This is a genomic window from Vibrio vulnificus CMCP6 (assembly GCF_000039765.1).
GTDB classification, from domain to species: domain Bacteria; phylum Pseudomonadota; class Gammaproteobacteria; order Enterobacterales; family Vibrionaceae; genus Vibrio; species Vibrio vulnificus_B.
The window spans coordinates 1,511,660-1,532,593 of record NC_004460.2; the positions used below are offsets into that span (position 1 = coordinate 1,511,660).

Annotated in this window: 19 protein-coding genes; 8 read left to right on the forward strand and 11 right to left on the reverse strand. The window is 47.4% G+C overall.

The annotated features are described in order from the left end of the window. Nucleotides 1-9 precede the first annotated feature (9 nt). The gene (locus VV1_RS21510) at nucleotides 10-2,157 is read right to left on the reverse strand and encodes a M9 family metallopeptidase (RefSeq protein ID WP_043921215.1); all 2,148 of its coding nucleotides are present in this window, start codon (nucleotides 2,155-2,157) and stop codon (nucleotides 10-12) included. A gap of 397 nt (nucleotides 2,158-2,554) precedes the next feature. On the opposite strand from VV1_RS21510, the gene VV1_RS21515 reads away from it, so the two are divergent. After that, nucleotides 2,555-2,938 (forward strand): SirB2 family protein, encoded by a 384-nt coding sequence (locus VV1_RS21515; RefSeq protein WP_011082249.1) that lies wholly within the window; start codon nucleotides 2,555-2,557, stop codon nucleotides 2,936-2,938. Nucleotides 2,939-2,947: 9 nt separating this feature from the next. On the opposite strand, the gene mrdA is transcribed toward VV1_RS21515, so the two are convergent. Next, a complete protein-coding gene (gene mrdA / locus VV1_RS21520) occupies nucleotides 2,948-4,837 on the reverse strand; it encodes a penicillin-binding protein 2 (RefSeq protein ID WP_011082250.1) in 1,890 nt (629 codons plus the stop codon). 467 nt (nucleotides 4,838-5,304) lie between these two features. Between mrdA and VV1_RS21525 the strand changes: the two genes are divergently transcribed. The 3 genes from VV1_RS21525 to VV1_RS21535 all read left to right on the forward strand — a co-directional run bounded on the left by VV1_RS21525 (nucleotide 5,305) and on the right by VV1_RS21535 (nucleotide 7,797). Continuing rightward, nucleotides 5,305-6,147, forward strand: a complete 843-nt coding sequence (locus tag VV1_RS21525) for a hypothetical protein (protein WP_011082252.1) — start codon at nucleotides 5,305-5,307, stop codon at nucleotides 6,145-6,147. 172 nt (nucleotides 6,148-6,319) lie between these two features. Next, nucleotides 6,320-7,072, forward strand: coding sequence for a nicotinamide riboside transporter PnuC (gene pnuC, locus VV1_RS21530; protein WP_011082253.1), 753 nt, complete (start codon nucleotides 6,320-6,322; stop codon nucleotides 7,070-7,072). Continuing rightward, complete coding sequence (locus tag VV1_RS21535; protein ID WP_011082254.1) at nucleotides 7,069-7,797, forward strand: nucleoside phosphorylase; 729 nt, start codon at nucleotides 7,069-7,071, stop codon at nucleotides 7,795-7,797. The genes pnuC and VV1_RS21535 overlap by 4 nt, the downstream gene beginning before the upstream one ends. A 187-nt stretch (nucleotides 7,798-7,984) precedes the next feature. Here VV1_RS21535 and VV1_RS21540 read toward each other — a convergent pair whose 3' ends face one another. Continuing rightward, nucleotides 7,985-8,581, reverse strand: coding sequence for a DUF1294 domain-containing protein (locus VV1_RS21540; RefSeq protein ID WP_011082255.1), 597 nt, complete (start codon nucleotides 8,579-8,581; stop codon nucleotides 7,985-7,987). Between the two features lie 257 nt (nucleotides 8,582-8,838). On the opposite strand from VV1_RS21540, the gene VV1_RS21545 reads away from it, so the two are divergent. Together VV1_RS21545 and VV1_RS21555 are read left to right on the forward strand one after the other, a co-directional pair. Next, nucleotides 8,839-9,519 (forward strand): Crp/Fnr family transcriptional regulator, encoded by a 681-nt coding sequence (locus VV1_RS21545; protein WP_011082256.1) that lies wholly within the window; start codon nucleotides 8,839-8,841, stop codon nucleotides 9,517-9,519. A gap of 371 nt (nucleotides 9,520-9,890) precedes the next feature. Beyond that, entirely contained in the window at nucleotides 9,891-10,784 is an 894-nt protein-coding gene (locus VV1_RS21555) for a LysR substrate-binding domain-containing protein (protein WP_011082257.1), read from the forward strand. Nucleotides 10,785-10,927: 143 nt separating this feature from the next. Here the strand turns inward: VV1_RS21555 and VV1_RS21560 are convergent, their stop codons facing one another. From VV1_RS21560 to VV1_RS21570, 3 genes are read right to left on the reverse strand one after another with little or no spacing between them, the layout of a single operon-like run. Then, a complete protein-coding gene (locus tag VV1_RS21560; protein WP_011082258.1) occupies nucleotides 10,928-11,833 on the reverse strand; it encodes a DMT family transporter in 906 nt (301 codons plus the stop codon). Between the two features lies 1 nt (nucleotide 11,834). Next, entirely contained in the window at nucleotides 11,835-12,587 is a 753-nt protein-coding gene (locus VV1_RS21565; protein ID WP_011082259.1) for a 2OG-Fe dioxygenase family protein, read from the reverse strand. 11 nt (nucleotides 12,588-12,598) lie between these two features. Further along, nucleotides 12,599-13,813, reverse strand: coding sequence for an argininosuccinate synthase-related protein (locus tag VV1_RS21570; RefSeq protein ID WP_011082260.1), 1,215 nt, complete (start codon nucleotides 13,811-13,813; stop codon nucleotides 12,599-12,601). Between the two features lie 104 nt (nucleotides 13,814-13,917). On the opposite strand from VV1_RS21570, the gene VV1_RS21575 reads away from it, so the two are divergent. Further along, nucleotides 13,918-14,832 (forward strand): LysR family transcriptional regulator, encoded by a 915-nt coding sequence (locus tag VV1_RS21575; RefSeq protein ID WP_011082261.1) that lies wholly within the window; start codon nucleotides 13,918-13,920, stop codon nucleotides 14,830-14,832. Between the two features lie 113 nt (nucleotides 14,833-14,945). Here VV1_RS21575 and VV1_RS21580 read toward each other — a convergent pair whose 3' ends face one another. The 4 genes from VV1_RS21580 to VV1_RS21595 form a co-directional block, all read right to left on the reverse strand. Continuing rightward, nucleotides 14,946-16,250, reverse strand: a complete 1,305-nt coding sequence (locus VV1_RS21580) for a dicarboxylate/amino acid:cation symporter (RefSeq protein WP_011082262.1) — start codon at nucleotides 16,248-16,250, stop codon at nucleotides 14,946-14,948. A 300-nt stretch (nucleotides 16,251-16,550) separates the two neighbouring features. Then, the gene (locus VV1_RS21585; RefSeq protein WP_011082263.1) at nucleotides 16,551-17,651 is read right to left on the reverse strand and encodes a DUF4056 domain-containing protein; all 1,101 of its coding nucleotides are present in this window, start codon (nucleotides 17,649-17,651) and stop codon (nucleotides 16,551-16,553) included. A gap of 6 nt (nucleotides 17,652-17,657) precedes the next feature. Continuing rightward, the gene (locus VV1_RS21590; protein WP_011082264.1) at nucleotides 17,658-18,773 is read right to left on the reverse strand and encodes a BamA/TamA family outer membrane protein; all 1,116 of its coding nucleotides are present in this window, start codon (nucleotides 18,771-18,773) and stop codon (nucleotides 17,658-17,660) included. A 3-nt stretch (nucleotides 18,774-18,776) separates the two neighbouring features. Continuing rightward, entirely contained in the window at nucleotides 18,777-19,625 is an 849-nt protein-coding gene (locus VV1_RS21595) for a hypothetical protein (protein ID WP_011082265.1), read from the reverse strand. A gap of 207 nt (nucleotides 19,626-19,832) precedes the next feature. On the opposite strand from VV1_RS21595, the gene VV1_RS21600 reads away from it, so the two are divergent. Next, nucleotides 19,833-20,432, forward strand: a complete 600-nt coding sequence (locus VV1_RS21600; RefSeq protein WP_193387272.1) for a TetR/AcrR family transcriptional regulator — start codon at nucleotides 19,833-19,835, stop codon at nucleotides 20,430-20,432. A gap of 102 nt (nucleotides 20,433-20,534) precedes the next feature. Here the strand turns inward: VV1_RS21600 and VV1_RS21605 are convergent, their stop codons facing one another. Then, the gene (locus tag VV1_RS21605; RefSeq protein ID WP_011082267.1) at nucleotides 20,535-20,849 is read right to left on the reverse strand and encodes a hypothetical protein; all 315 of its coding nucleotides are present in this window, start codon (nucleotides 20,847-20,849) and stop codon (nucleotides 20,535-20,537) included. Nucleotides 20,850-20,934 lie beyond the last annotated feature (85 nt).

The window sequence follows — 20,934 nt, forward strand, 5'->3', positions numbered from 1 at the left end:
TCGGATCACTTACTGCGCTTGCGCGGTGACGCGCACATCGAACGCTTCACGCCCGCTGATGCTCAGATAGTAACGTCCGGCTTTCACATAGCCGTCGGATTCTTTTTCAATCTGGATACTTTCGTTGCTGCCGTGGGTAAAGTTTGTCCATTGATAGTCATGGTAGTGGCACACTTTATCAAAGCAGGCATAAAGATCGGCATCGCCGCTACCTTGGATCGTTAACGTGAGCTCGCGTGTATTGGCGGCGACATCGACAAAGAAAAGCTTCTCGGCAAATTGCGCTCCACTGACGGAGAAGGGGGTATTGAGCGCCAGTTCTTGTGGTTTTTCTTCTTTGCTTGGCGGCGTCACGGTGTCATCAATATCTTTAGTGACGTCATCTAACCACAGCGAAAACTCGTCGGCGTAAATTGGGCCAATTTGTTCAAGGTAGGTAACCCACTGTTTGTATTCACCAAGACGAGAATGATGGAGCAATTGTTCCACCGCTTCAGGGTGTTTTTCGAATAAGAAGCGCACGCCCAAATAACCCCAACGATAAATGCGGTTCACTCCGTCGTTGTAACTGGTAGCAAACACTTCTGGTAGGGTGTGGGTTTTCTCTTTACCCAACACCAATGCAGCGTGGTAGCCTTCTTTGTAATACATGTACTCGGCAAAACCTTCGAGCCACCAAACAATGTGGCCTTCACGCATCGTCGTATGGAAATCCCCATACTGGTTGAATCGGCCATCTAAGTAATGCACGTACTCATGTTCGAGATTCAGAATCGAAAAATCGTCATCCCAGCCGTTTTGATAGGCAACGAATCGGGGAACGTTGTTGGCTTGGGACGGATCGCGTTCGAGAAACTGGCCACCGTTGTTGGTGGTATTACCGAATAAAAACGAAGAATAGGTGCTGTAGTCGTCTTTGGTTTTGAAAACGATGACATCTACGTTATCGCTATTGTCGTCGGGAACGGGTTGTTGATTGGTTTTTGCGACGGTGTGGAAATCGACCTCTTTGTCATTCAGCGTACGACACACTTGCTCCGCTTGGGCGAGAGTCATGGTTTGTGCCAGAATTTGTGCTGGACCTTGGCAATCGTGGCTAAAGGTCATGATACGTTGGCGAAGGCGCTCTTTGGCATCTTGCAGACCAAGTTCTGCAGCGTGCTCTGGGGCATAAGCGTTGACCATCTCCGCAATGCCAACCCAGACGCGATCCGATTGCCCGCCAAGTGGAAATTGTTGGAGTAGCGTCGCCAAGGTTTGCGTCATTTTCTCTTTTAGCTTGTCATCATCGGTTTTGATTAAGCGCGCCAGTTCTCTCGCGGCGTTGCCAATGAGAAACTCGCTGTCGGTGCCAAGCGCCCACTGGTTGTGGCTAACAAAAGTCGACAAGGTGTCGATATAACGGTGATCATTGGCTAAGAGTTGATAAAAATCATCACTTTGTGAGTGGCCTGCCATGGCAACGAAAATGTTATTGATGGCTTTGCGGTAGTAGTAGTTTTCCGTCAAGCGCTGCTCAAATTGGTTAAGTAGAGCAAAAACATCGCTTGCTGCAATGTGTAACTGACGCACACTGTCGACGATGATCAACATCGATCCCAACGCTTTCATCTGTTCGTCACCCATTTCTAGTGCATGGGTATTACGTAGGAAGGTTGCTGATGTTGTCGCGATATTCTGGCTTAACTCGGTGCTAAAAGGCGCTATTTTTCTCGCATACGTATCGTGACGGTTTTTATAGGCGGCTTTGATGAACTCTGCCAAATAGTAAATATGCTTGGCGGTTTTTTCTTCGCCTTGATATTGATTAACGGTCTCTAATAACGCGTCATTAACCAGTGCTAGGTTTTGTTCAGAGAATAAGGCATCCGCTTCGATTTGACTGGTGCTAAACCATGAACTCATGCAGTCGTAATCGGCATTCGCGATTTGAGATGCAAAACTTGATGTGTCAGCGATAAGCTGAGTCGCTGTGCATTGGCCGGATTTGGTAAAACGATCATCCGGATTGGTTGTCGGCGTATCGGGCTTATCAGGTTGCACGGTTGGAGAAGAGGAGCTACCACCAGAGTCTCCACCACAACCACTCAAGCCAAAAATAATGGCTAGAGCGAGGATGGAGCGCTTATTTTGTTGTAATGTCATTATAATATCCATAAATAAAGTCCGCGCGAACTATATCTATAGAGCCCTTACAAATTAAATTATTTATATTGATGATCCAATAAGCAGTTTTTATTTATCTTCATTTGTTTATTTTTGATGAAAAATATCTGATTTGATTTTTAACTTATATTTAAACTTCTACACTCAGTATTCTATTCTTTATTTTATCTTAGAACCCTGATGGCAGCGCTCTCGTAGAGTTAGGAAGCGGGTTCATGGTGAAACCGAGAAAGTGACGATAGCGGCCTGTAGTATTGCTTAAAATGTGACCTGCAAATCCCTTTTGGTTTACAAATTAAACATTTTGGTATCATTTGATTTACATCAAGGCGTAGTCTGGAAAGAGTAATTACTTTAAACGTCCGTTTGAAAATGAAATCAATTAGGGATGATGATGTATTTACTTCTGCTTAAAGCGCATATTGGATTGATCGTATTAAGTTTTCTCAGCTTTGCTCTGAGAGCCTATTGGGGATTCAAAGCGTCGACTTGGCTTATGAAAGAATGGCCCTTGAAGGTGCATAAAGTCATTACTTTGGTGATGTTGATCTCCGCTATCGCCCTGTGCCTAACGATCAGCCAGTATCCCTTTGCCGATACCTGGCTAACAGAAAAATTGCTATTGCTGGTGGCTTATGTGGGGTTTGCGATGTTGGCGTTTAAACCTCAGCTCAATCGCCAACTGCGCACGGCGTTTACCTCAGTGACGTGTATTTTATTTGCGATGATTTTCTACATCGCAAAAACGCATGTACCAATTATTCTCAGCTAATACGACGCTTCAGCCCTTTTGAGGATGCTTTTCGTGTATGGCGTAATCAAAGATCTTACGAACCAAGGGCGCACCCACTCGTGCGCCTCCATTGCCGTGCTCTAATACGACAGTAGCGACAAACTCTGGGTGTTGATACGGGGCAAAAGCGGTGAACAAACCATGATCGAGCAAGGTTCTGGTGAGCTTTTGCGAGTTATAGGTTTCCCCTTTCGCCAGGCCGAAAACTTGCGCGGTTCCCGATTTTCCGCCACTGATGTAATCCGCCCCTTTAAACGCTTTGCGTCCAGATCCTTTGGAGCCATGGTTGACCAGCCTCATGCCGTTGAGCGAAATGTTCCAAATGGCGTCTGGCACCTCGGCCATGCGCGTTTCTGTATCATAGTGAACGGGTTGAAGCGCGCTCATCTCTTCACCATGATTTTTTATCGCGTACAGCAGATGAGGTTGGGTTCGCTGCCCATGGTTGACCAAAATCGAGGTCGACTGCGCGATTTGCAAAGGCGTGGCGGTCCAGTATCCCTGTCCAATACCAATCGGTACGGTGTCACCCTGATACCAAGGCTCACGTTTGGTTTGCTGTTTCCATGCTCGAGTTGGCATGTTCGCGGACGTTTCTTCATCGATATCTATCCCCGTACGGCGGCCAAAACCAAACGCATTCATCCAAGATGAAATTCGGTCAATGCCTAAATCAAATGCCACTTGGTAGAAAAAGGAATCGACCGACTCTTCGATCGCTTTGGTCACATTTACGTCGCCATGGCCCCAACGTTTCCAATCTCGCCAACTGTGAGAAGTGCGTTTTGAACCGGGGATGCGCCATACCCCATGATTGTTACGAGTGGTGTTCGGTGTAATCACTTGCTCTTGCAGTGCGGCGATCGCCATAAACGGTTTGACTGTAGAAGCGGGTGGATAAACGCCCAACGTAGCCCGGTTTAGCAATGGGTGCGCGGGGTTGTTTAAAAGAGCTCGATAGTCACGAACGGAGATACCAGAGACAAACAGGTTCGGATCGTAACTCGGGCTAGAAACCATCGCCAGCACGCTGTTATCTTGTGGTGATAACACAATAGCGCTACCAGCTTGGTTGGCCATTTGTGTAAAAACATAGTTTTGCAGATCAGCATCGATATTGAGTATCAAATCCTTTCCCGCCACTGGTGGCACGTATTTTAAGGTGCGGATAATGCGGCCGTGGCTGTTAATTTCGACTTCCTGATACCCTTCTTGACCATGCAGCAACTCTTCGTAATGTTTCTCGATGCCAAGCTTGCCAATAAAGCGTGATGCCTTGTAATTGTTCTGTTTCTCTTGCTCTTTCAACGTGGTGAGATCATGGTCATTGATGTGGGCAACATAACCAATGGTGTGAGTGAGAGAGGCTTTATAGGGATAGTAGCGGCGAAAATCGGTTGAAATTTGCACACCCGGAAGCTGATATTGGTGAACGGAAAACCGTGCCACTTCTTGCTCGGAGAGATCTTCTGCAATGGTGATGGCTCGAAAATGACGAGTCTGTTTCAAACGCTGATAAAACTGCGCCTCTTGCTCATCGGAAAGAGAAATATAGCGTTTCAACATTTTGATGGTGTCAGGAATGTTCTCGGCTTCTTCAGGAATCAATTCTAGGTCGTACACCAGAATGTTGTCGGCCAGTACCTGACCATGTCGGTCGTAGATGAGGCCTCTTACCGGCGCGATGGGTAGGATTTTGATTCGGTTATCATTGGAGCGAGTTTGGTAGTCGGCGAAATGATTCACTTCCAGATAATAGAGATTGGCAATGAGGACACCACAAAGCGCAAGGATAAATAGAAACGCGATGATGGCACGGCGAGCAAACATTTTGGACTCGTCCTTGTGACTTCTAAATTTGTGGTCGAAATGGTTCATTGCCTTGGTTACATTCTGTTACATCCTTCGGCAATATATCGAAACTCGCCATCAAGCTTTGTAAAGAACAGGTCAAGATTGTCCGAGAATTGACCCAGTGGATAATTGCACGGCTAAATGCAAAAGAGCGGTTATTCACACGTGCGCAAATCGCCGCCTTCTACAGAAAACCTTCTAAAGAAAAAGAGCCAGCGGCTATCAGCCAACGTACCGAACTCAGCGAATGTGCCGAACTCGGCTGCGCCACAATGCGAACGCAGTGAAAAACTAAGTTGTGCATTCCAAACCAATTTGGAGCAAACACATCAAGCAAACAGTGGAATGCAAACTGGGCCGCAGTTTGTTTCGGCTTGTCACTTACCCAGACAAATCTCCTTTAGATTAGTAGGGCGTGCTACGCTTAATAGCATTAATAATAAATTTATAATTAAGTGGCTGGTTTTTCTCAATTGAAAGAGTAGAGCAAAATGATGCGGTTGTTGCTGATTTTATTATTGTTTTCTAGCCAGAGTTTTGCACTTGTTCTGCCCGTCGTGGTTGAAGAGAAGGTGCTGAAAGATTACCAAGCTTTCGTCAATGATCGAGACCCGCTTACGATAGACGATTTTACTGGCCCCAAAGCGCGGCGCAGCACGGTAGAAATTGTGTTGCTTCAACAAGCGTTTATGTTGGGTGGGGTGCCCGTCACATTAGAGTTTCATACCGCCCCGGTGGCTGAACGTATTCGTCGTATGTCGATGCTGCCCGATTATGCCATGGCAGCGAACACCATTTGGGATTCCGCAGTGGGTGGGGATGGCGATCGTTTATGGGTCAGTGATGCGGTGATTCGCCAAGGGGAGTTTGAAGCGGGCCTGTATACCGTTAGCACCCGCGAGGATCTGCTTAATGAGCAGCAGCCAATTCATATTGATCAGCTCTCTGCCGTCAGTAGTTCACAATGGGTGAGCGATTGGAACACTTTACAAGCCTTGCCGCTGAGTAACTTACTCAATGTGGCCGATTGGGGCAATATGGTTGATATGGTGGGCCGCCACCGAGTCGATTTCCTGCTGGCGCCATTTCAGGTGTCTGATGATCTCTCGTTTACCACCCGAGGTTTTCAGTTTTTCCCTATTCCGAAAGTGAAAATTGGCTTAACCGGTTCGCGCCATTTCATTCTCTCCCGACAATTCCCTGAAAGCGAAAAACTGGCTCAAGCGCTCAATCAAGGCATCGCGATCCTTAGACAAAAAGGGACCATTGAGCGGGCGTTGATCGAATGCGGCTTTATCAACACCAAAGTCTCGAGCTGGAGCAAAATTAACTGAACACAGTCCTTTATTGCATGACCTATTAGAGAGAACCGAATTAATCATAGAAAGAACGATTGATTCAAATTATGATCGCACACCAGTTAGGGGGGACAAATGTCCTCCCTTTTTGCTTGCTGCGGGATATACCATCTTTCTATCCAATAACACTCGATAAAAAGGACCTAATATGGAGCTGTTCTCCCTATTTGATATCAATAATACGCTTGTGAATATTCCGATTGGTGATGGCTATGCGATGAGCTGGATTGAAGCCATTGGGACCATTTTTGGTTTGCTTTGCATTTGGTTTGCCAGCCAAGAAAAAACCATCAACTATCTATTTGGTTTGATTAACGTGACGCTATTTGCGGTGATCTTCTTCCAAATTCAATTATACGGATTGCTTTTGCTACAGCTGTTTTTCTTTTGTGCTAACGTTTATGGCTGGTATGCATGGACAAGACCGAATGCCGAAGGGGATTTGCTGGAAGTGCGCTGGCTGAGCCAAAAGAAAATGGTGATCACTGCGGGCCTCTGCGTGTGTGCGATTGCGTTATTGACCGTGTACATCGACCCATTTTTCTTCGCATTGGCAAATATCGCAGTGGACACCATGAATGTGTTCGGCGCTGGGCTTGCTGAGCCAGTATTGGAGCCCGACGCTTTCCCATTCTGGGATTCGACCATGACGGTATTGTCCATCGTGGCGCAAATCCTCATGACCAGAAAATATGTTGAAAACTGGGTGCTTTGGGTGGTGATCAACATCATTAGTGTGGGCATCTATGCCATGCAAGGTGTGTATGCGATGTCACTGCAGTACGCGATCCTGATGTTCATTGCTGCGAATGGCACGCGTGAATGGGCTCGTACGGCGAAGCGCAACCAAGCATCGACGCAGCAGAAGTCAGAAAAATCGGCCGATGAGGCAGTCGCATGAGTAAACAACCTCATCTGTGTGTTGATGAAACGCAAGTTGCAGAGCGAGTGATCGTGTGTGGCGAGCCGGATCGCGCTAACCGAATTGCGGCGTTACTGGAAAACGCCGAACTGGTTGCAGAGAACCGCGAATACCGCCTTTTTAACGGTGAGTTTCAAGGTAAAGCCATCACCGTTTGCAGTACGGGTATTGGTGCTCCATCAATGATTATTGCCGTTGAGGAGCTCAAGCAATGCGGCGCGAAATACATCATTCGTGTTGGTTCGGCAGGGGCGATGCAACCGAACATCGCACTGGGTGAGTTGATCGTAGCGGAAGGGGCGGTGCGCGATGAAGGGGGCTCAAAAGCCTACATTGATGCGGCTTATCCTGCTTATGCCAGTTTTAGCTTGCTCAAAGGGTTGGATGGCTATTTGCAAACGCAAGCGGTGCCCTACCATATGGGCGTCGTGCGTTCTCACGACAGCTTCTATACCGATGATGAAGAAACTTTGTGCCAATACTGGAACAAAAAAGGCATCTTGGGAGCCGATATGGAAACTTCGGCGTTGTTTACGGTGGGTCGTTTACGTGGATTGCACGTGGCTTCTGTGCTGAATAATGTCGTGCGCTATCAGCAAGATGTTAAAGAAGGGGTAAGCCAATACGTGAATGATGATGATGCCATGATGGCGGGCGAAAAACGTGCGTCATTGGCGGCTTTAACCGCGCTTTCCTGCCAATAGACAACCATCTTGCTCATAATAGAAAACGGCATCTTCGGATGCCGTTTTTCGTTTGGAAAAACTTGTGAGTGCAGAGCCAAATGTCAGTGATGCTTATTGCTATCCAATCACGACCATTGTTTGAAATCGATTGTTTGAAATCGATTGTTTGAAATCGATTGGCTCACGGCGTTAGAGTGAAAATCCCCTAAAGTGAAAAAGCACCAAAAACTACCTGAACAAGGTGTCGACCTGACTCGGTAAATAACCAAAGAAAACCAGCGATATTCAGAGTGATAGTCAGCCATAGAATGAATTTGAAAGGCTGTTTTTTCGATTTGTGTCGCAACAGAAATTGAGCTAATAGCGCTCCAGGCCAACCACCGAGTAATGAGAGGAGATGCAGGGTGCTTTCAGGTGTTCTCCAGCGACCATCCTGCGCTGCCTGTTTATCCTTAGCAAACATCAGATAGGTGAACATACTCAACACTACATACAATGGGATGAGAATTTTTGGCCCATCGAATAGGACGACGGAGGCGGTTGCTGCAACGAAAAAGCTAAAACCAAACAAAACGGTAAAAGGGAAGCCATGCACACCAAGAACGACAACATTTTCAGCGTTGAAGCGCCCTTTTTTGTCTTCAGCCACGTTGAAAGTGACATTGTCTTTTATTTTGGGGCGATAGCCACGATTTGTGACGGAAGAAATATGAAAGAATACTTTCAGTTCTCCACCAATGGCAGAAATGAACCCGTAACCTTTTTCGTCATTCCATTCTATTATTTGGCCTTTTATTGCCATCCTTCGCTATTTCATGGTGATGTCTGTGGATTTGTCTTATAACATTTTAAGCAATTGTTGGCATATGAATTTCACCACTAAATATACCTTAGATAGGGCATGCCCCGTTCTCAAGCTCTTCGCAAGGTACGATTCAAGCCAACACGATCAAAACTCGTTGCATCAGTGATAACGCAAGAGCGCCAAACTCTCTGTAAAAAGATGACATCTTGGCCAAGGAAACGTACTCTTCCCATAACGCATCACAGAGGTGAAACATGAGAATCACGCCTTCCGCAACAGGCCGTTTTTCTGCCTATTTAGCAGAGCAGAGCAAAGCTTTTCGAGAGCTGATCTACCGTTGCCAAGTCAGCAGTTACTATGTTGATGCAGGGACTGAGATCCTCCGTCAGGGGGAAAAGCTAGAACAACTGTTTGTTGTGCCAGTGGGGCGCGTTTCTATGAACATCATAGCGGCCAATGGTCGACGTTTTCAGCTCGGAGAAGCGAACTGCGATGACCATATTTTCGGTGAAATGGAGTTCTTTACGCAAACGCCTTGTCAATGGACGGTTACGGCTGACGAACATCTGCAAGTTGACCTTATTTGCATTCATCGTTTGGCTCAAGCATTAGAGCAGCAGCCGGAAATGATGGTGTTTTTTGCCTCTGCACTGGCGGAAGATTATCAAGATTCGATGGAGATCTACACCAGCCGCTTGCTTCACCCCATTGCGTACAACATCGCTTTTGATTTATTGCAGCAAAAGCAGCGCCCAGTCATGCTCGGTGGATTTGATAAGGTCAACCAAGAAGCAGAACGTTTTGGCACCTCAAGCCGCGTTTACCGTCGTGCCGTCAAAGAGCTGATGGACAAAGGCCTTGTTAGCAAAGGAGAAAACGGTTTAGAGATTGTCGATGAAGAGCAGCTCACACGTTTTCTTGAGAGCAGTGAGTAGCTTTTACTTGCTCCTGCTGAGAAGGGCATTGGATACAAAACCGCTTCTCTTTAATTGGATGAATGTTTCATCTTCATTAGTAAATTAGTTCACATTATAAAAACCTAGAGTGGTGTGATTTGTCTTTCTCATCACACTCTAGCCCGATGTCTTTCTTGAGATGGTCACTCATGGTGGTCGTACACTTTTCTTTTTTGCTTAAACTTGAAATTATTATTTTAAATTTCAATATATTAAGTATTTTCTTGATGTTGATGTATCTCGCTAGTTTCATGGCGATTTCCTTGATTACTTATCAGATAGCGCTATTATCAAGGCAAACAAAATGGGTTACGAACAACGATTTATTAAAGGAACTATAACCTCAGCTTATGGACAATCGACTGCGTTATCTCTCAGCACTGCGTTTTTTCGAATCGGCCTCGCGGCTAAAAAGTTACAGCAAAGCGGCCGAAGAGCTGCATGTTACTCAAGCCGCCATTAGCCAAAAATTACGCCAGCTTGAAGATCGTTTAGGGTGCAAATTGTTTGTTCGTCGTGGGCGAGAAATGCATCTCACCGATAAGGGTCAGATCCTGCAAAAACATGTGAATGATGGCTTCAAAAACATTGTTACAGGGCTCAATCGAATTCAAAACGAACCGCTTGAAGGCGTGTTGAATGTTAGTGCCCCTCGCTCGTTTTCGACTCGCTGGTTAATGCCTAGATTGTGGAAATTCACCATGGAATTCCCTCATGTACCTATTCGTGTGCAAAACGCTAAGGGCATTGATATCCGCCACACAGAAACGGATGTGCTTATTTGGCAAGGTGATGACACCGTTGAGCATCTTGAGCTTGAGCAAGAGACGTTATTTGAAGAGGCCATTTTTCCCTACTGCTCACCACAGTTAGCAGAATCCATGAAGTTTACTGAGCCAGAACAACTGCTACGCTGTTGGCTGATTGACTTTAACTCTACCTCCTTCAACTGGGATCAATGGTTTCACTGTGCCAATGTTCAGGCCAAGCGTGAAGGGATCCAATGGATGGAAGTCAGTACGTTCGATATGGCGATTAATGCCGTTGTTGAGGGTCATGGTGCCTGCTTGGCGACAGAGAGCATTACCGCCGATTTCGTCGAGCGCGGCTTGTTGGTCAAGCCATTTAACATCGGGCTCAAACCTGGCGTTCGCATTTCCGTGATCAGTGATCCTTCGTCATCACGTGTGTTAAGGATTAACGCTTTCAAGGAATGGTTACAAAGAGAACTTCATTTTCAGTAACCGATGCTTGTTGCTTTCACCTAGCTCCCTGGTTATGCGCAAGTTGATAATGTCTAGGCTCATAGTGAGCCAAATAAACCAAAGCGAGCCGAGGCTCGCTTTGGTTTGTCTTAAAGTGATGGATTCAAAGAGGGGGAACCCGATCAGTTATCCCGAGTCGAGGTGACAATCACACTAAACAGGATGAGTGCGCCACCGAGCAATTGCAGCGCGGTGAGGGATTCTTGTAACCACACCATCGCGAAAATGGCGCCGAAGAGCGGTTCACTGCCCATGAGGAGTGAAACGCGAGTCGGTGAGGTTCTGCGCACGGCATAGTTTTGCACGTAGAACGCAAACAGCGTACAAAACAGCACGAGGTATGCCACGGTGAGCCAAAATTCGAGTGAGACGGGCAGTACAATCTCTGCGGCTGGTACATACACCAATACACCGACGATTGCACAACTGGCCACCACGAAAGATTGCAGAGAGGTGAGCGTTGAGGTGGTGATGGCTTTGCCTTCGGTGAAACGTTTGGTCATAGTGACCATTAAGGCACGCAGCAGTGCTGCAGTTAAAATAAAGTAGTCACCAGTGTTGAGCGAAAGCTCGATGCCTTGCTCGCTGGTGAGCAAGAGTACGCCGATGACACTGCACACAGTGAGAGCCAATAAAGTATTGCTGATGCGCTTTTTATTGATCACCAGCTCGGCAAACGCCGTTAGGATAACGGTGAGGCTGATCAAAAATGCGGCATTGGATGCAGAGGTTTGTGAAACCCCAAACACTTCGCAGAAAAAAATCGCCGAGAGGATAAAGCCGGTAGGTATGGCAATCTTCCAGTCCTTATTGAGTCCTTGGCGAAAGTCTCGAATCACGACAGGTAGCATACACAGGAAAGTGATCGAGAAACGAATCGAGATAAAGAGCAAAACGCTGGTATACACTAGAGCGCTTTTGGTGAGCCCGTAACTGGTTCCCCAAAATACGGCCACTAACAGCAGCAGTGTTTCAGTGAGGGGAAACTTAAAACTCCCTTTTTTTAACGAACTCGTCGCTGTAGTCATGTTATTTCTCCATTTTTGTAAAAGCGATGACGAGTACATCCCTAGAGGCTGAGGTCTCACGGCTCGCGGGGGTAATGGTCGAGACTTCGTGCATCGTAGCGGCATCATCCGCCATGACGATGTCGAAGGTTTTATCGAGCGTGATGCGCTCGAGCTCATTTTTATTAGCATCGGTGAGGCGGGTTTCGCCACCGGATACATTGATCTTGTTGATCATCATCGAGGCGATATAAGTCACGCCATCACGATGCAACCCTTCAGGCGTTGGTTCGCCCGCTTCGGCTTCCGTTGCGGTAATGCGATAAGGGTGCAAGCGGATATTCCAGTTTTGCGGTTCGCCTTCGACGTCGTCATAGATTTCGCTCATCATATTGAGCAACTTTTCTAAAACAGGCGAGGTGACGAAGCGATCCGTCAGCGGTTCAAAGTGTCTTTCCACGCCTCCGTTGAGCGTGTTGATGTAAGAGGGCTGAACATACGGTTCATGCGGCATCATCACGATCTCTTTGCTGCGTGCGAGCTTGGTAAATTGACCATAGCGGCGGTAGCGATACGTCCCTCCATCCGCCATATAGCGATCGCGTTCTAGTTGGTTCCAGCAGTTTTTGAATCGAATCACTTCGCCAACATGAGTGCTGAGCAATAACGTCATTTGTCGTCCATTGATAAAGACGTATTTGTACTTTTTCAGCTGTTGCGAAATGGGAAGAACGCTCTGCTTGGTTTTATGAGTCGTGCTTTCTGTCATTGTCATCTGCGCCTCCGTTACGCGACTTGATGCTGTTTATCAGATGTCGGTTCAAGTTGAACCGAGCGCATACTGCGGGCATGCGCCACGTTTATCTCCCAATTGTCGCGATCACGTAGGTATCGTGCATTATCTGCAACAATACTGGTGGCGATTGCATTACCTCGGGAAAGTTTAAAGAGGACACTGCCAGAGACATGCTCGGCAGTGTGAGCGATGAACGCATAGCTGGCATTTTGCAACAGGCTACCGAAGCGACCTTCGACCGCTTCTTGAGTCCACGTTTCGTTGTGCCATGCTTTGGCTTTGAGAACATCGGTAGGTAAAGTGGCCGTTTCCAGCAACTTATAAGCCTTCATCAAGAGCATAGCAGCGGGTGCTTCGCGCACCTCTAACACTTTTTCGTCTTGATCGAGATGGTCGAACCCTACATAACGACCTATCTCATACGCGCCAACGTGGTTGTTAATAAACGCTATTAACTCGAGTAGGGTTATCGGTTTGTCATTTAAGGTAACCGGATAACCTTGTTTGAAACCGATCTTGATGCTGTCGCCTTCAAGATGGTGCTCTGGTTGCCAACGCGACCAGGTAAAAAGCGAATCGGCGAGGGTGAAGTTTTCCGGATCGTCCAAGATGCCGGATTCAAACTCGCGACACCATAAATTGGAATCGCCACTGACATTACGAGATTTAAAGCCAACCAAACCGGAGTGAAATAGCGTCTGAGCTTTTTCTTCGCGGCTGATGGCGGAATATTCATACGGTGAACCGTAGAACCCTTGGTAGCCTGAACGTTCAATCGCGCCATTGAGACGGCGTAAGCTGTTTTGCGACTGATTCGCGGTGTGGATGATGGCGTCACAACTGAGGATCTGTGCCAGCTCGACCGCTTTTTTAACAATGATTGGTCGAGAGAGTGAGGAACTGACCGGATAGTCACCTAGGTAAAGCGCTTGTGCTTGTATGGCAGAAAAGAGGCTGTGTTCAACAAATTCCTGTTTTGCATCGAGGATGTTTAAATCGAAGCCGTAATGATCGGTGATGAGCTTGAGTTTGGATTCTTCGATGTCATCGCCAAGATCGATGGCCACCGCCGTGACTTTTGCGCGGCTGTTTTTAAGAATCTCGAGCAAGTAAGAGCTATCTAAGCCGCCGCTAAAGAGCGTCAACACATGTTTGGCTTGGCTCGCGACGTTTTGTACATCCTCAATACTTCTGATTTTCTTCATCTCTCTGTCCTTGATGTTGTCTGACTAATGTCAATTGACTTAATTAGTATCTATAAGTAACTTCAACGGAACAATACAGTGAAAATGCAAAGGATAATTGCGCCATGGACACGAATAGATTAATTCCACTGCTTTCTGAGATGGCCATTTTCGTGAATGTCGTCGAATCTGGCAGTTTTTCGAAAACCGCGCAAAAGCTCGGTGTGTCGCCGTCTTCGGTCAGTCGCTCGATAACGCGCTTGGAAAATGTGCTGGAAAAGAAACTGCTTGAGCGCACGACGCGACAAATGCGGTTAAGTGCGACGGGGCAAGAAGTCTATAGCCTGTGCAGTGATATGCTCAATGCGGCCAAAATGGCGGTTTCCGCAGCGCAAACGGACAAAAGTGAAGCGTCTGGCTCACTTCGCATTGCAGCGCCGAAAGCGTTATCTCGCCAAGTATTGATGCCGCTGGTGCTCGATTTCATTGCTGAACACCCCAAAGTGGCGCTGCAACTGAAAGTCGCGGATCACTATATCGACCCGATAGGCGATGAGGTGGACGTAATCATCCAAATCACTGACAAACCAACCGAAGGTTTGGTGGCTCGTAGCTTAGGTCGTTGCCGTTTGGTGCTGTGTGCAAGCCCAGACTATTTGCAGCAGCAAGGCACGCCGAATCATCCAGATGATTTAGTGGGGCACAACTGTTTGTGCTTGGGAGAAAATCCGCGTGATAGGGTGTGGGATTTTACCATTGGCAGCCGAAAAATCTCGGTGAACGTGAAGGGCTCATTTGCGGTCAATCACAGTGAAATTCGTCGTGAAGCGGTGCTGAGAGGATTGGGTATTTCGGTGTTTCCTGAGTTTGCGATTCGTTCTTATATTGAGTCGGGAGCGTTGACCGAGTTACTCAGTGACTGGCACCTCGGCGGTAATTATCAAGGGCAGATTTTGGCGCAATATGCGCAGTCAAAATATGTGCCGCAGCAGATCAAAACCTTTATTGAATACCTCCAACAACGCATGGTGCATGCATAGCCCGTTGATGGCCTCAAGGTAAGGGTGACCCCAAACAAAAACCCCGTAGAGCGTTCGCTCCACGGGGTTTATTTTCGCTGTTTATTCGTGCCTATTAACGATGTAATCGCTGATTAAGCGTCGGCACGTTTTAGGTGTACTTCTTCTTCTTTTTCACCTGCTTTTGGATCGGCGAAGCGTTCAAGATCTAAGGCACCTTCTGATTTCGCCACAATCACTGACACACACGCGTCACCGGTGATGTTTACGGCAGTGCGGATCATATCCAGTAGACGGTCGACACCCATGATCAGCGCGATACCTTCCAGTGGCAGACCCACTTGGTTGAGTACCATCGCCAGCATGACCAGACCAACGCCCGGAACACCAGCAGTACCGATAGACGCCAATGTTGCGGTGAGGATCACCATCACATAGTCACCCATGCTGAGGTCGATGTTGAATGCTTGAGCGATAAACGCGGTCGCCACACCTTGCATGATGGCCGTACCATCCATGTTGACTGTTGCGCCCAACGGAACCGTGAACGAGGCGATTTTGTTGTCTACGCCTAGGCGGTTTTTAACCGTTTCCATGGTGGCTGGAATGGTGGCATTCGAGGAGGCCGTTGAGAAGGCAAACATAATGGCATCTTCCATTTTCTTCAAGAAAGTCAATGGACTTAGGCCAGTGAAGCCTTTTAGCATCAAGCTGTAAGTGACCAAACCATGGATGAGCAGCGTTGCCGTCAACACTAGGAAGTATTCACCTAGATTGATGATTGCGCCCAAACCTAGGCCAGTAAACAGTTTCGCCATCAAGAAGAACACGCCGTAAGGGGCGAGGTTCATCAGTAGCGCAACCAGCTTCATGATCACTTCGTTAAGATCAGAGAAGATCGCCGCAATGCGTTCGCCCGGTTTACCAGCTGCACTGATGGCAATACCAAACAGCAGTGCGAAGACGATCACTTGAAGCGTTTTGCCTTCGGCCATCGCACTGATTGGGTTGGTCGGGAACATATCGATGATCACTTGACCCAATGACGGTGCTTCTGCCGATTTGAACGAGCTTGCTGCGGTGAGATCTGCACCTGCTCCAGGTTGGAATACCGTGCCCATGGTCAGAGCGAGCGTGATAGCAACGGCGGTGGTGGTGATATAAAACGCCAGGGTTTTACCACCCATGCGACCTAGGGTCGAGATATCTTTAAGTGAGCTGGTACCACAAACAAGCGAAACAAAAATCAGTGGTACAACAAGCATTTTTAAGCTGGCAATAAAGATTTTACCGCCGACTTCAAAAAGTCCATTTACGATGTATGCGTCAACAAATCCATTGTCAGCAAATAGCGCGCGAATCGCGAATCCTGTCAAGATACCCGCAACCATGCCAAGAATTACACGGCCGGTTAGCGACATCGGTTTCTTGGTATTCATATGAACACTCCTTATAGTTATGCACCTTGAGTTCAGTTCAAGGGGAGCAGCAGGGTAGCAGTGTCCACTAAAAATAAAAAAGTAAATTGATGAATTGGATTAATAGATGTGATCTATATCACCTGAAAATTTAGTATATTCACAAGGTGATAACAAACTAAGCTAGAATATTTATCTGTTGAATTAGGTTGTTTATCTTTTTTATCGATAGATAAACAAACCCATCAATTCTTACCAGATGATAATCGCTATGCATATGCCTCTTGATTTTGCATAAACAAGCGCAAGTTATGCACTTGCTTACTCTTCACCCACCTGAGGAGAGAATGACTTAGGGTGATGACGAGCATCTTGCTGATAAGCAAAATCGGCCAAACTCGCAAAGTTCTGATGCGTCCAGACTTGCACTTTTTTTAAGGTATCAGGCAAGGCTGAAAAGTGTTTCTCCTCGTCGCTGGCAATCAGTTTCAGATTGACCCAATCGGAAATCGGACTACCATCAGAAAAGTACTCATTGAGTGACAGAGTATGCTCGCTTCCCGGGTAATTAGGCTGAAGGGTGTAACCTAGATGGTAGTCACGCTTGAGCAGCAGCCATTTGTCAGGCAAACGACGTGCGCTGTCCCACCACAGCCCATCGAGCGCTTCAATCTTCTGTTGAGTGATCTTTTTCGATTGTGCTTTGAATTCGCTCAGGCGTTCTTGCAGGGCGCGATCGACGTTTTTAGAGAAGGTTTTCTTATCCAAGGTTGGGTTGGTAAGAATCACCTGTTTCGCCAGTTGAGCGCCAAGCATGTTGGAGTAGAGATCTTCTGGGGAGAAGGCCGACGCTAACTCGTCGAAGCCGCCGACGGACATCAAACCAAACCACTGGGCAATTTCATGCCATTGCGCTAATTGGAAGGCGATGAACGCAGCCGCTTCAGCACTGCGTTGTACTTTTTCGGCTTGACTGAGAGACTCAGCCTGAAACTGAGGCTGCCAATGGATCTGCCGCACACGCAGCTCTTGTTTGAGCTCAACCTGATATTCCTGACCAAGATGGGCGAGATTTTCTTGATAGAGATAGAAGGTGTAATCCGCGGTGTCTCGAACGTGGGCGGTATCAATAAAGCCAGCGTGTTGGGTAAAAATTAATCCGTTGCTTTCATCGCCCAGACCGAGCAAATTGCCCGACACGGATTGTGAGCCATCGTTGTAGCGGTGCTGGCCAATTTTGTCGGCGTCCACCACGTTACCCACCGAAAAGAACGGGACGGGAATGCCCCCCAACTGAGCTTTTAAGTCGTAACCAAAGGCGCAACACGGGCGCACGCCCACGGGGGCATCAACTTCGGCAAACACCGAGGAAGAGAAGCTGGCGAGTAACAGAAGAAGAGTTGTTTTGTTCATTTTCATCATGATTTTCTAAAACGCCTCATTGACATGAAAATAGAAACCGCTGCTCTCTTTGCCAAATCCCATATCGACGCGGACATTGATACGCGCTTTGAAGGCAAAACGATAACCGATACCAACGGTGGGGAGCCAAGATTGTTCGAGCAACTCGTTGTAGTGAGGGGCAATGGTGCCTGCGCCGACCCAAGCCACCATCCCATGACGTTGATTAATGCTATGGCGCACCTCCACTTGGGTGGAGAGCTGATTGCGATCGCGATATTGGCCTTGATAGTAGCCGCGCATCCGTTGGTCATCGCCCAGCATGGCTTGATCGTACCAAGGCACGTCACCGGTAAACGCTTGGCTATAGAGTTCCATCGCCACAATGGTTTGCGAAGAAACTCGCAGATAATGGCGTACATTCATCAACCATTGTTGGTAGTTGGTGTCGCTGCCATACTGACGGCGAAAGTCACTCCATTCAAGATTCCAATAGCTGCCCATTTCCGGATTGGGTTCAAAATCGCGGCTGTCGTATTCCATACCCAGCAACATGCCGCTGCTTCTGCCATTACTCAGCGCTTTGGCTACGGGTGTCTCATCGTCAACGGTCACCCCTTGGTAGGTTTGCCAGTGCCATCCCGCTTTGAGATAGACGCTTGGCGCAATCTCATAAGCGATTTTTGGGTTGAATTGGTAACGTTGCGCATTGTACTGAGTTTTGTTGCTGTCGGTCTGCGCCGCGCTTTCGCCTTGGCCCCAGTAATAACCGGGTGTATGACTCACCCAACCATCGATCAGTAAGCGAATGCGATCGCCACAAAGATAGGTGCGATTTTCAACCCCTAACCCGTAAGAGCCTGAAGTCGAGGCATAGGAAGTCAGCGTTAAGGTGGAATAAGGGTCTACAGATCGCCAGCCCGTTGGCGTATACAATCCCACGGCCGCGATGCCGATACCGAGCCCTTGCTCTGGGTTGACAAAGGGGCCCGGTAACACGCCCCAATCGATCAGTTTGCTGGTATCGACGGTGTCGCTGGAACCCAGTTTCTCCAGTAGGTTATCTACCCAACTGCTTTGTGGTTTTGCAAAGGCACTGACACTGGTGAGAGCCAGCAGAGCGCAATACCCAACTTTGCTCATGGGTTAGAATCTCCGATCGACTGAGAAGAACATGCTCTGGCGGTCACCAAAACCAAACTCACCGAGCAGATACCAACTCTCATTGATTTGATACTGCATGCCCACAATGGGGTTCCATGGGGTTTGCAAGTGTTGCTGAACTTCGAAACGAGCATCACTGGGCAGCAGTGAGGTTAAGGATGAGGGCAAGCCCAGATCGGAAAGCGAACCTTTGAGTGTTTGCTCAACATCTTGGTACATGGCGCCAGCCCAAATACGCAGCGGTGTCCCGTGGCGATTGAAATCATAACCGACACGAGGAGAGACAACGATAGCGTCAATGGTACCGTCGATGACGGTCAAACGGCTTTGCGTGAAACTGGCGTCCACCAACGCAAACCAGTTTTCATATCCCCCGACTAACACAGCGCCAAAGCCAGTGGTGTAGCCATCCAGATCCAAGCGAAAGTCTTGGATTTTATGGGTGATAAACGGTCTGTTGGGGTTAAAGCCTGCGGTTAAGGTGACGTCTGTGGTCGAATAGCCATCTAGCTTACCCACCAAACCATACAAGTTAAGAAAGGGAAACAGCCAAACGTCAGCCCGTAATGTCAGCACTTCGGTATATTGGCGTCCGGGTTCTGCATCCAAACCGATATCGAGATAGTTGAAGTCCAACCCTTGCAGATCGATGGAATCGACATTAATACCTTGCTCCATCGTCATGTAACTCAAGTTAAAACCGATCGGTTTTGGCAAGGTGTAACCAAGCGCTTCTGCGTCTTCTTTCCAGATAGGCAGTGAAAAGGAGTCTGCTACGGTTGGGGTGGAGCAAGCAGCAAACAGTAAGGAGAGCAGAACGGCTTTTTTCATTCGTTAAACATCAATAAATAGAGCAAAACCGACATAAGTGGTTCAGCCATTGTTGTACATCGCCTTGGTTTAGGCACCTGTCAATGGTCTCTCATCCGTTGAACGCCATTTTGTGACGATCATACACCTAATTTTTTACAAGTAAACTTGAAAGTATACTTTTGTTATTTTTGCTCTATACTAAGCGGCAATGGAAAGAGGATGGCTATGAAAGTTACCGAGCAAAAACGGCTTGCCCTTATTGAGGCCGCCAAAGATGAATTTATAGAATTTGGTTTTAATGCCGCCAACATGGATCGTGTATGTGAAAAAGCATCCACTTCAAAACGCACTCTTTATCGACACTTTGAAAGCAAAGAGTTGCTGTTCACTGCGGCCATTAATGCCATGGTGGAAAAGCAAAATGAGCACACCACTTTTGTATATCAAGCTCATGTGGCGCTGGACTCGCAGCTCAAAGCGTACTTGCAGCGCAAAGTGACCTGTCTCTACAGTGAAGTGGGTTTGCCAGTGGTGCGTATGATCGTGGGTGAATTCATTCGAGAGCCCGAGCTGGCACAGCGATACCTAGCCTTGATGGGAGGCAAAGATGTAGAACTCAAACAATGGATAGAAAATGCCATCAGTGACGGAAGACTCATCTCTGGCGATAGCCAACAAATCATGGCCACCTTGTTAAATTTGTTTCACGGTCAATTTTTATGGCCGCAATTGGTGGCGAACCTTTCGCAGCCTAATGAGCAAGAGCAACAGGCGCACATCAATGAAATTGTGCGTATCTTTTTACGCGCTTACGTAGCAGATTAGAGAGAGTAATGGATAACCCGTTCTTCCTCTCCTTGGAAGTTCGGGTTATCGCTTCTACAGGTGAGAATAACTCAGAGCCTATCCTGCAGAAGCTATTCGGGCTTAAAAGTTATGCTGAGCAAGCTCGGAAGGAAGACCCACATTAGAATGAGGCAGAACGATTTTGCGTGATTCGAAGCGAACCTGCTCTCGATCAAACCAGAACTCGATGCAGTCTGCGGCGTGCAAAACTAACGTGTAACGGGTCTCTTGTCTGAGATACATTCCACCGATTTCGAAATCTTCATATTTAATATTCAGCCCCAGAACTTGATGGCTGTGTACCCCGTCGTTATAAAAAATCTGGTCACGAGTAAAGTTCGCTTCTTTAAGAAGCGCTAAAGCGATATTGAGTGAATCTGAAGTAATAGTAATCATAGTATTTGTTGTGTTGTACCCATTTGACGATACTCTTCCTAGCAGTAACGCAAGGCGTATGTGTGAGAAATCACCACGACCAAAA

Coding starts and splice junctions, on each gene's coding strand:
- VV1_RS21510 (WP_043921215.1), bottom strand. CDS start 2,157: ATGGATATTATAATGACATTACAACAAAATAAGCGCTCCATCCTCGCT.
- VV1_RS21515 (WP_011082249.1), top strand. CDS start 2,555: ATGATGATGTATTTACTTCTGCTTAAAGCGCATATTGGATTGATCGTA.
- mrdA (WP_011082250.1), bottom strand. CDS start 4,837: ATGAACCATTTCGACCACAAATTTAGAAGTCACAAGGACGAGTCCAAA.
- VV1_RS21525 (WP_011082252.1), top strand. CDS start 5,305: ATGATGCGGTTGTTGCTGATTTTATTATTGTTTTCTAGCCAGAGTTTT.
- pnuC (WP_011082253.1), top strand. CDS start 6,320: ATGGAGCTGTTCTCCCTATTTGATATCAATAATACGCTTGTGAATATT.
- VV1_RS21535 (WP_011082254.1), top strand. CDS start 7,069: ATGAGTAAACAACCTCATCTGTGTGTTGATGAAACGCAAGTTGCAGAG.
- VV1_RS21540 (WP_011082255.1), bottom strand. CDS start 8,581: ATGGCAATAAAAGGCCAAATAATAGAATGGAATGACGAAAAAGGTTAC.
- VV1_RS21545 (WP_011082256.1), top strand. CDS start 8,839: ATGAGAATCACGCCTTCCGCAACAGGCCGTTTTTCTGCCTATTTAGCA.
- VV1_RS21555 (WP_011082257.1), top strand. CDS start 9,891: ATGGACAATCGACTGCGTTATCTCTCAGCACTGCGTTTTTTCGAATCG.
- VV1_RS21560 (WP_011082258.1), bottom strand. CDS start 11,833: ATGACTACAGCGACGAGTTCGTTAAAAAAAGGGAGTTTTAAGTTTCCC.
- VV1_RS21565 (WP_011082259.1), bottom strand. CDS start 12,587: ATGACAATGACAGAAAGCACGACTCATAAAACCAAGCAGAGCGTTCTT.
- VV1_RS21570 (WP_011082260.1), bottom strand. CDS start 13,813: ATGAAGAAAATCAGAAGTATTGAGGATGTACAAAACGTCGCGAGCCAA.
- VV1_RS21575 (WP_011082261.1), top strand. CDS start 13,918: ATGGACACGAATAGATTAATTCCACTGCTTTCTGAGATGGCCATTTTC.
- VV1_RS21580 (WP_011082262.1), bottom strand. CDS start 16,250: ATGAATACCAAGAAACCGATGTCGCTAACCGGCCGTGTAATTCTTGGC.
- VV1_RS21585 (WP_011082263.1), bottom strand. CDS start 17,651: ATGATGAAAATGAACAAAACAACTCTTCTTCTGTTACTCGCCAGCTTC.
- VV1_RS21590 (WP_011082264.1), bottom strand. CDS start 18,773: ATGAGCAAAGTTGGGTATTGCGCTCTGCTGGCTCTCACCAGTGTCAGT.
- VV1_RS21595 (WP_011082265.1), bottom strand. CDS start 19,625: ATGAAAAAAGCCGTTCTGCTCTCCTTACTGTTTGCTGCTTGCTCCACC.
- VV1_RS21600 (WP_193387272.1), top strand. CDS start 19,833: ATGAAAGTTACCGAGCAAAAACGGCTTGCCCTTATTGAGGCCGCCAAA.
- VV1_RS21605 (WP_011082267.1), bottom strand. CDS start 20,849: ATGATTACTATTACTTCAGATTCACTCAATATCGCTTTAGCGCTTCTT.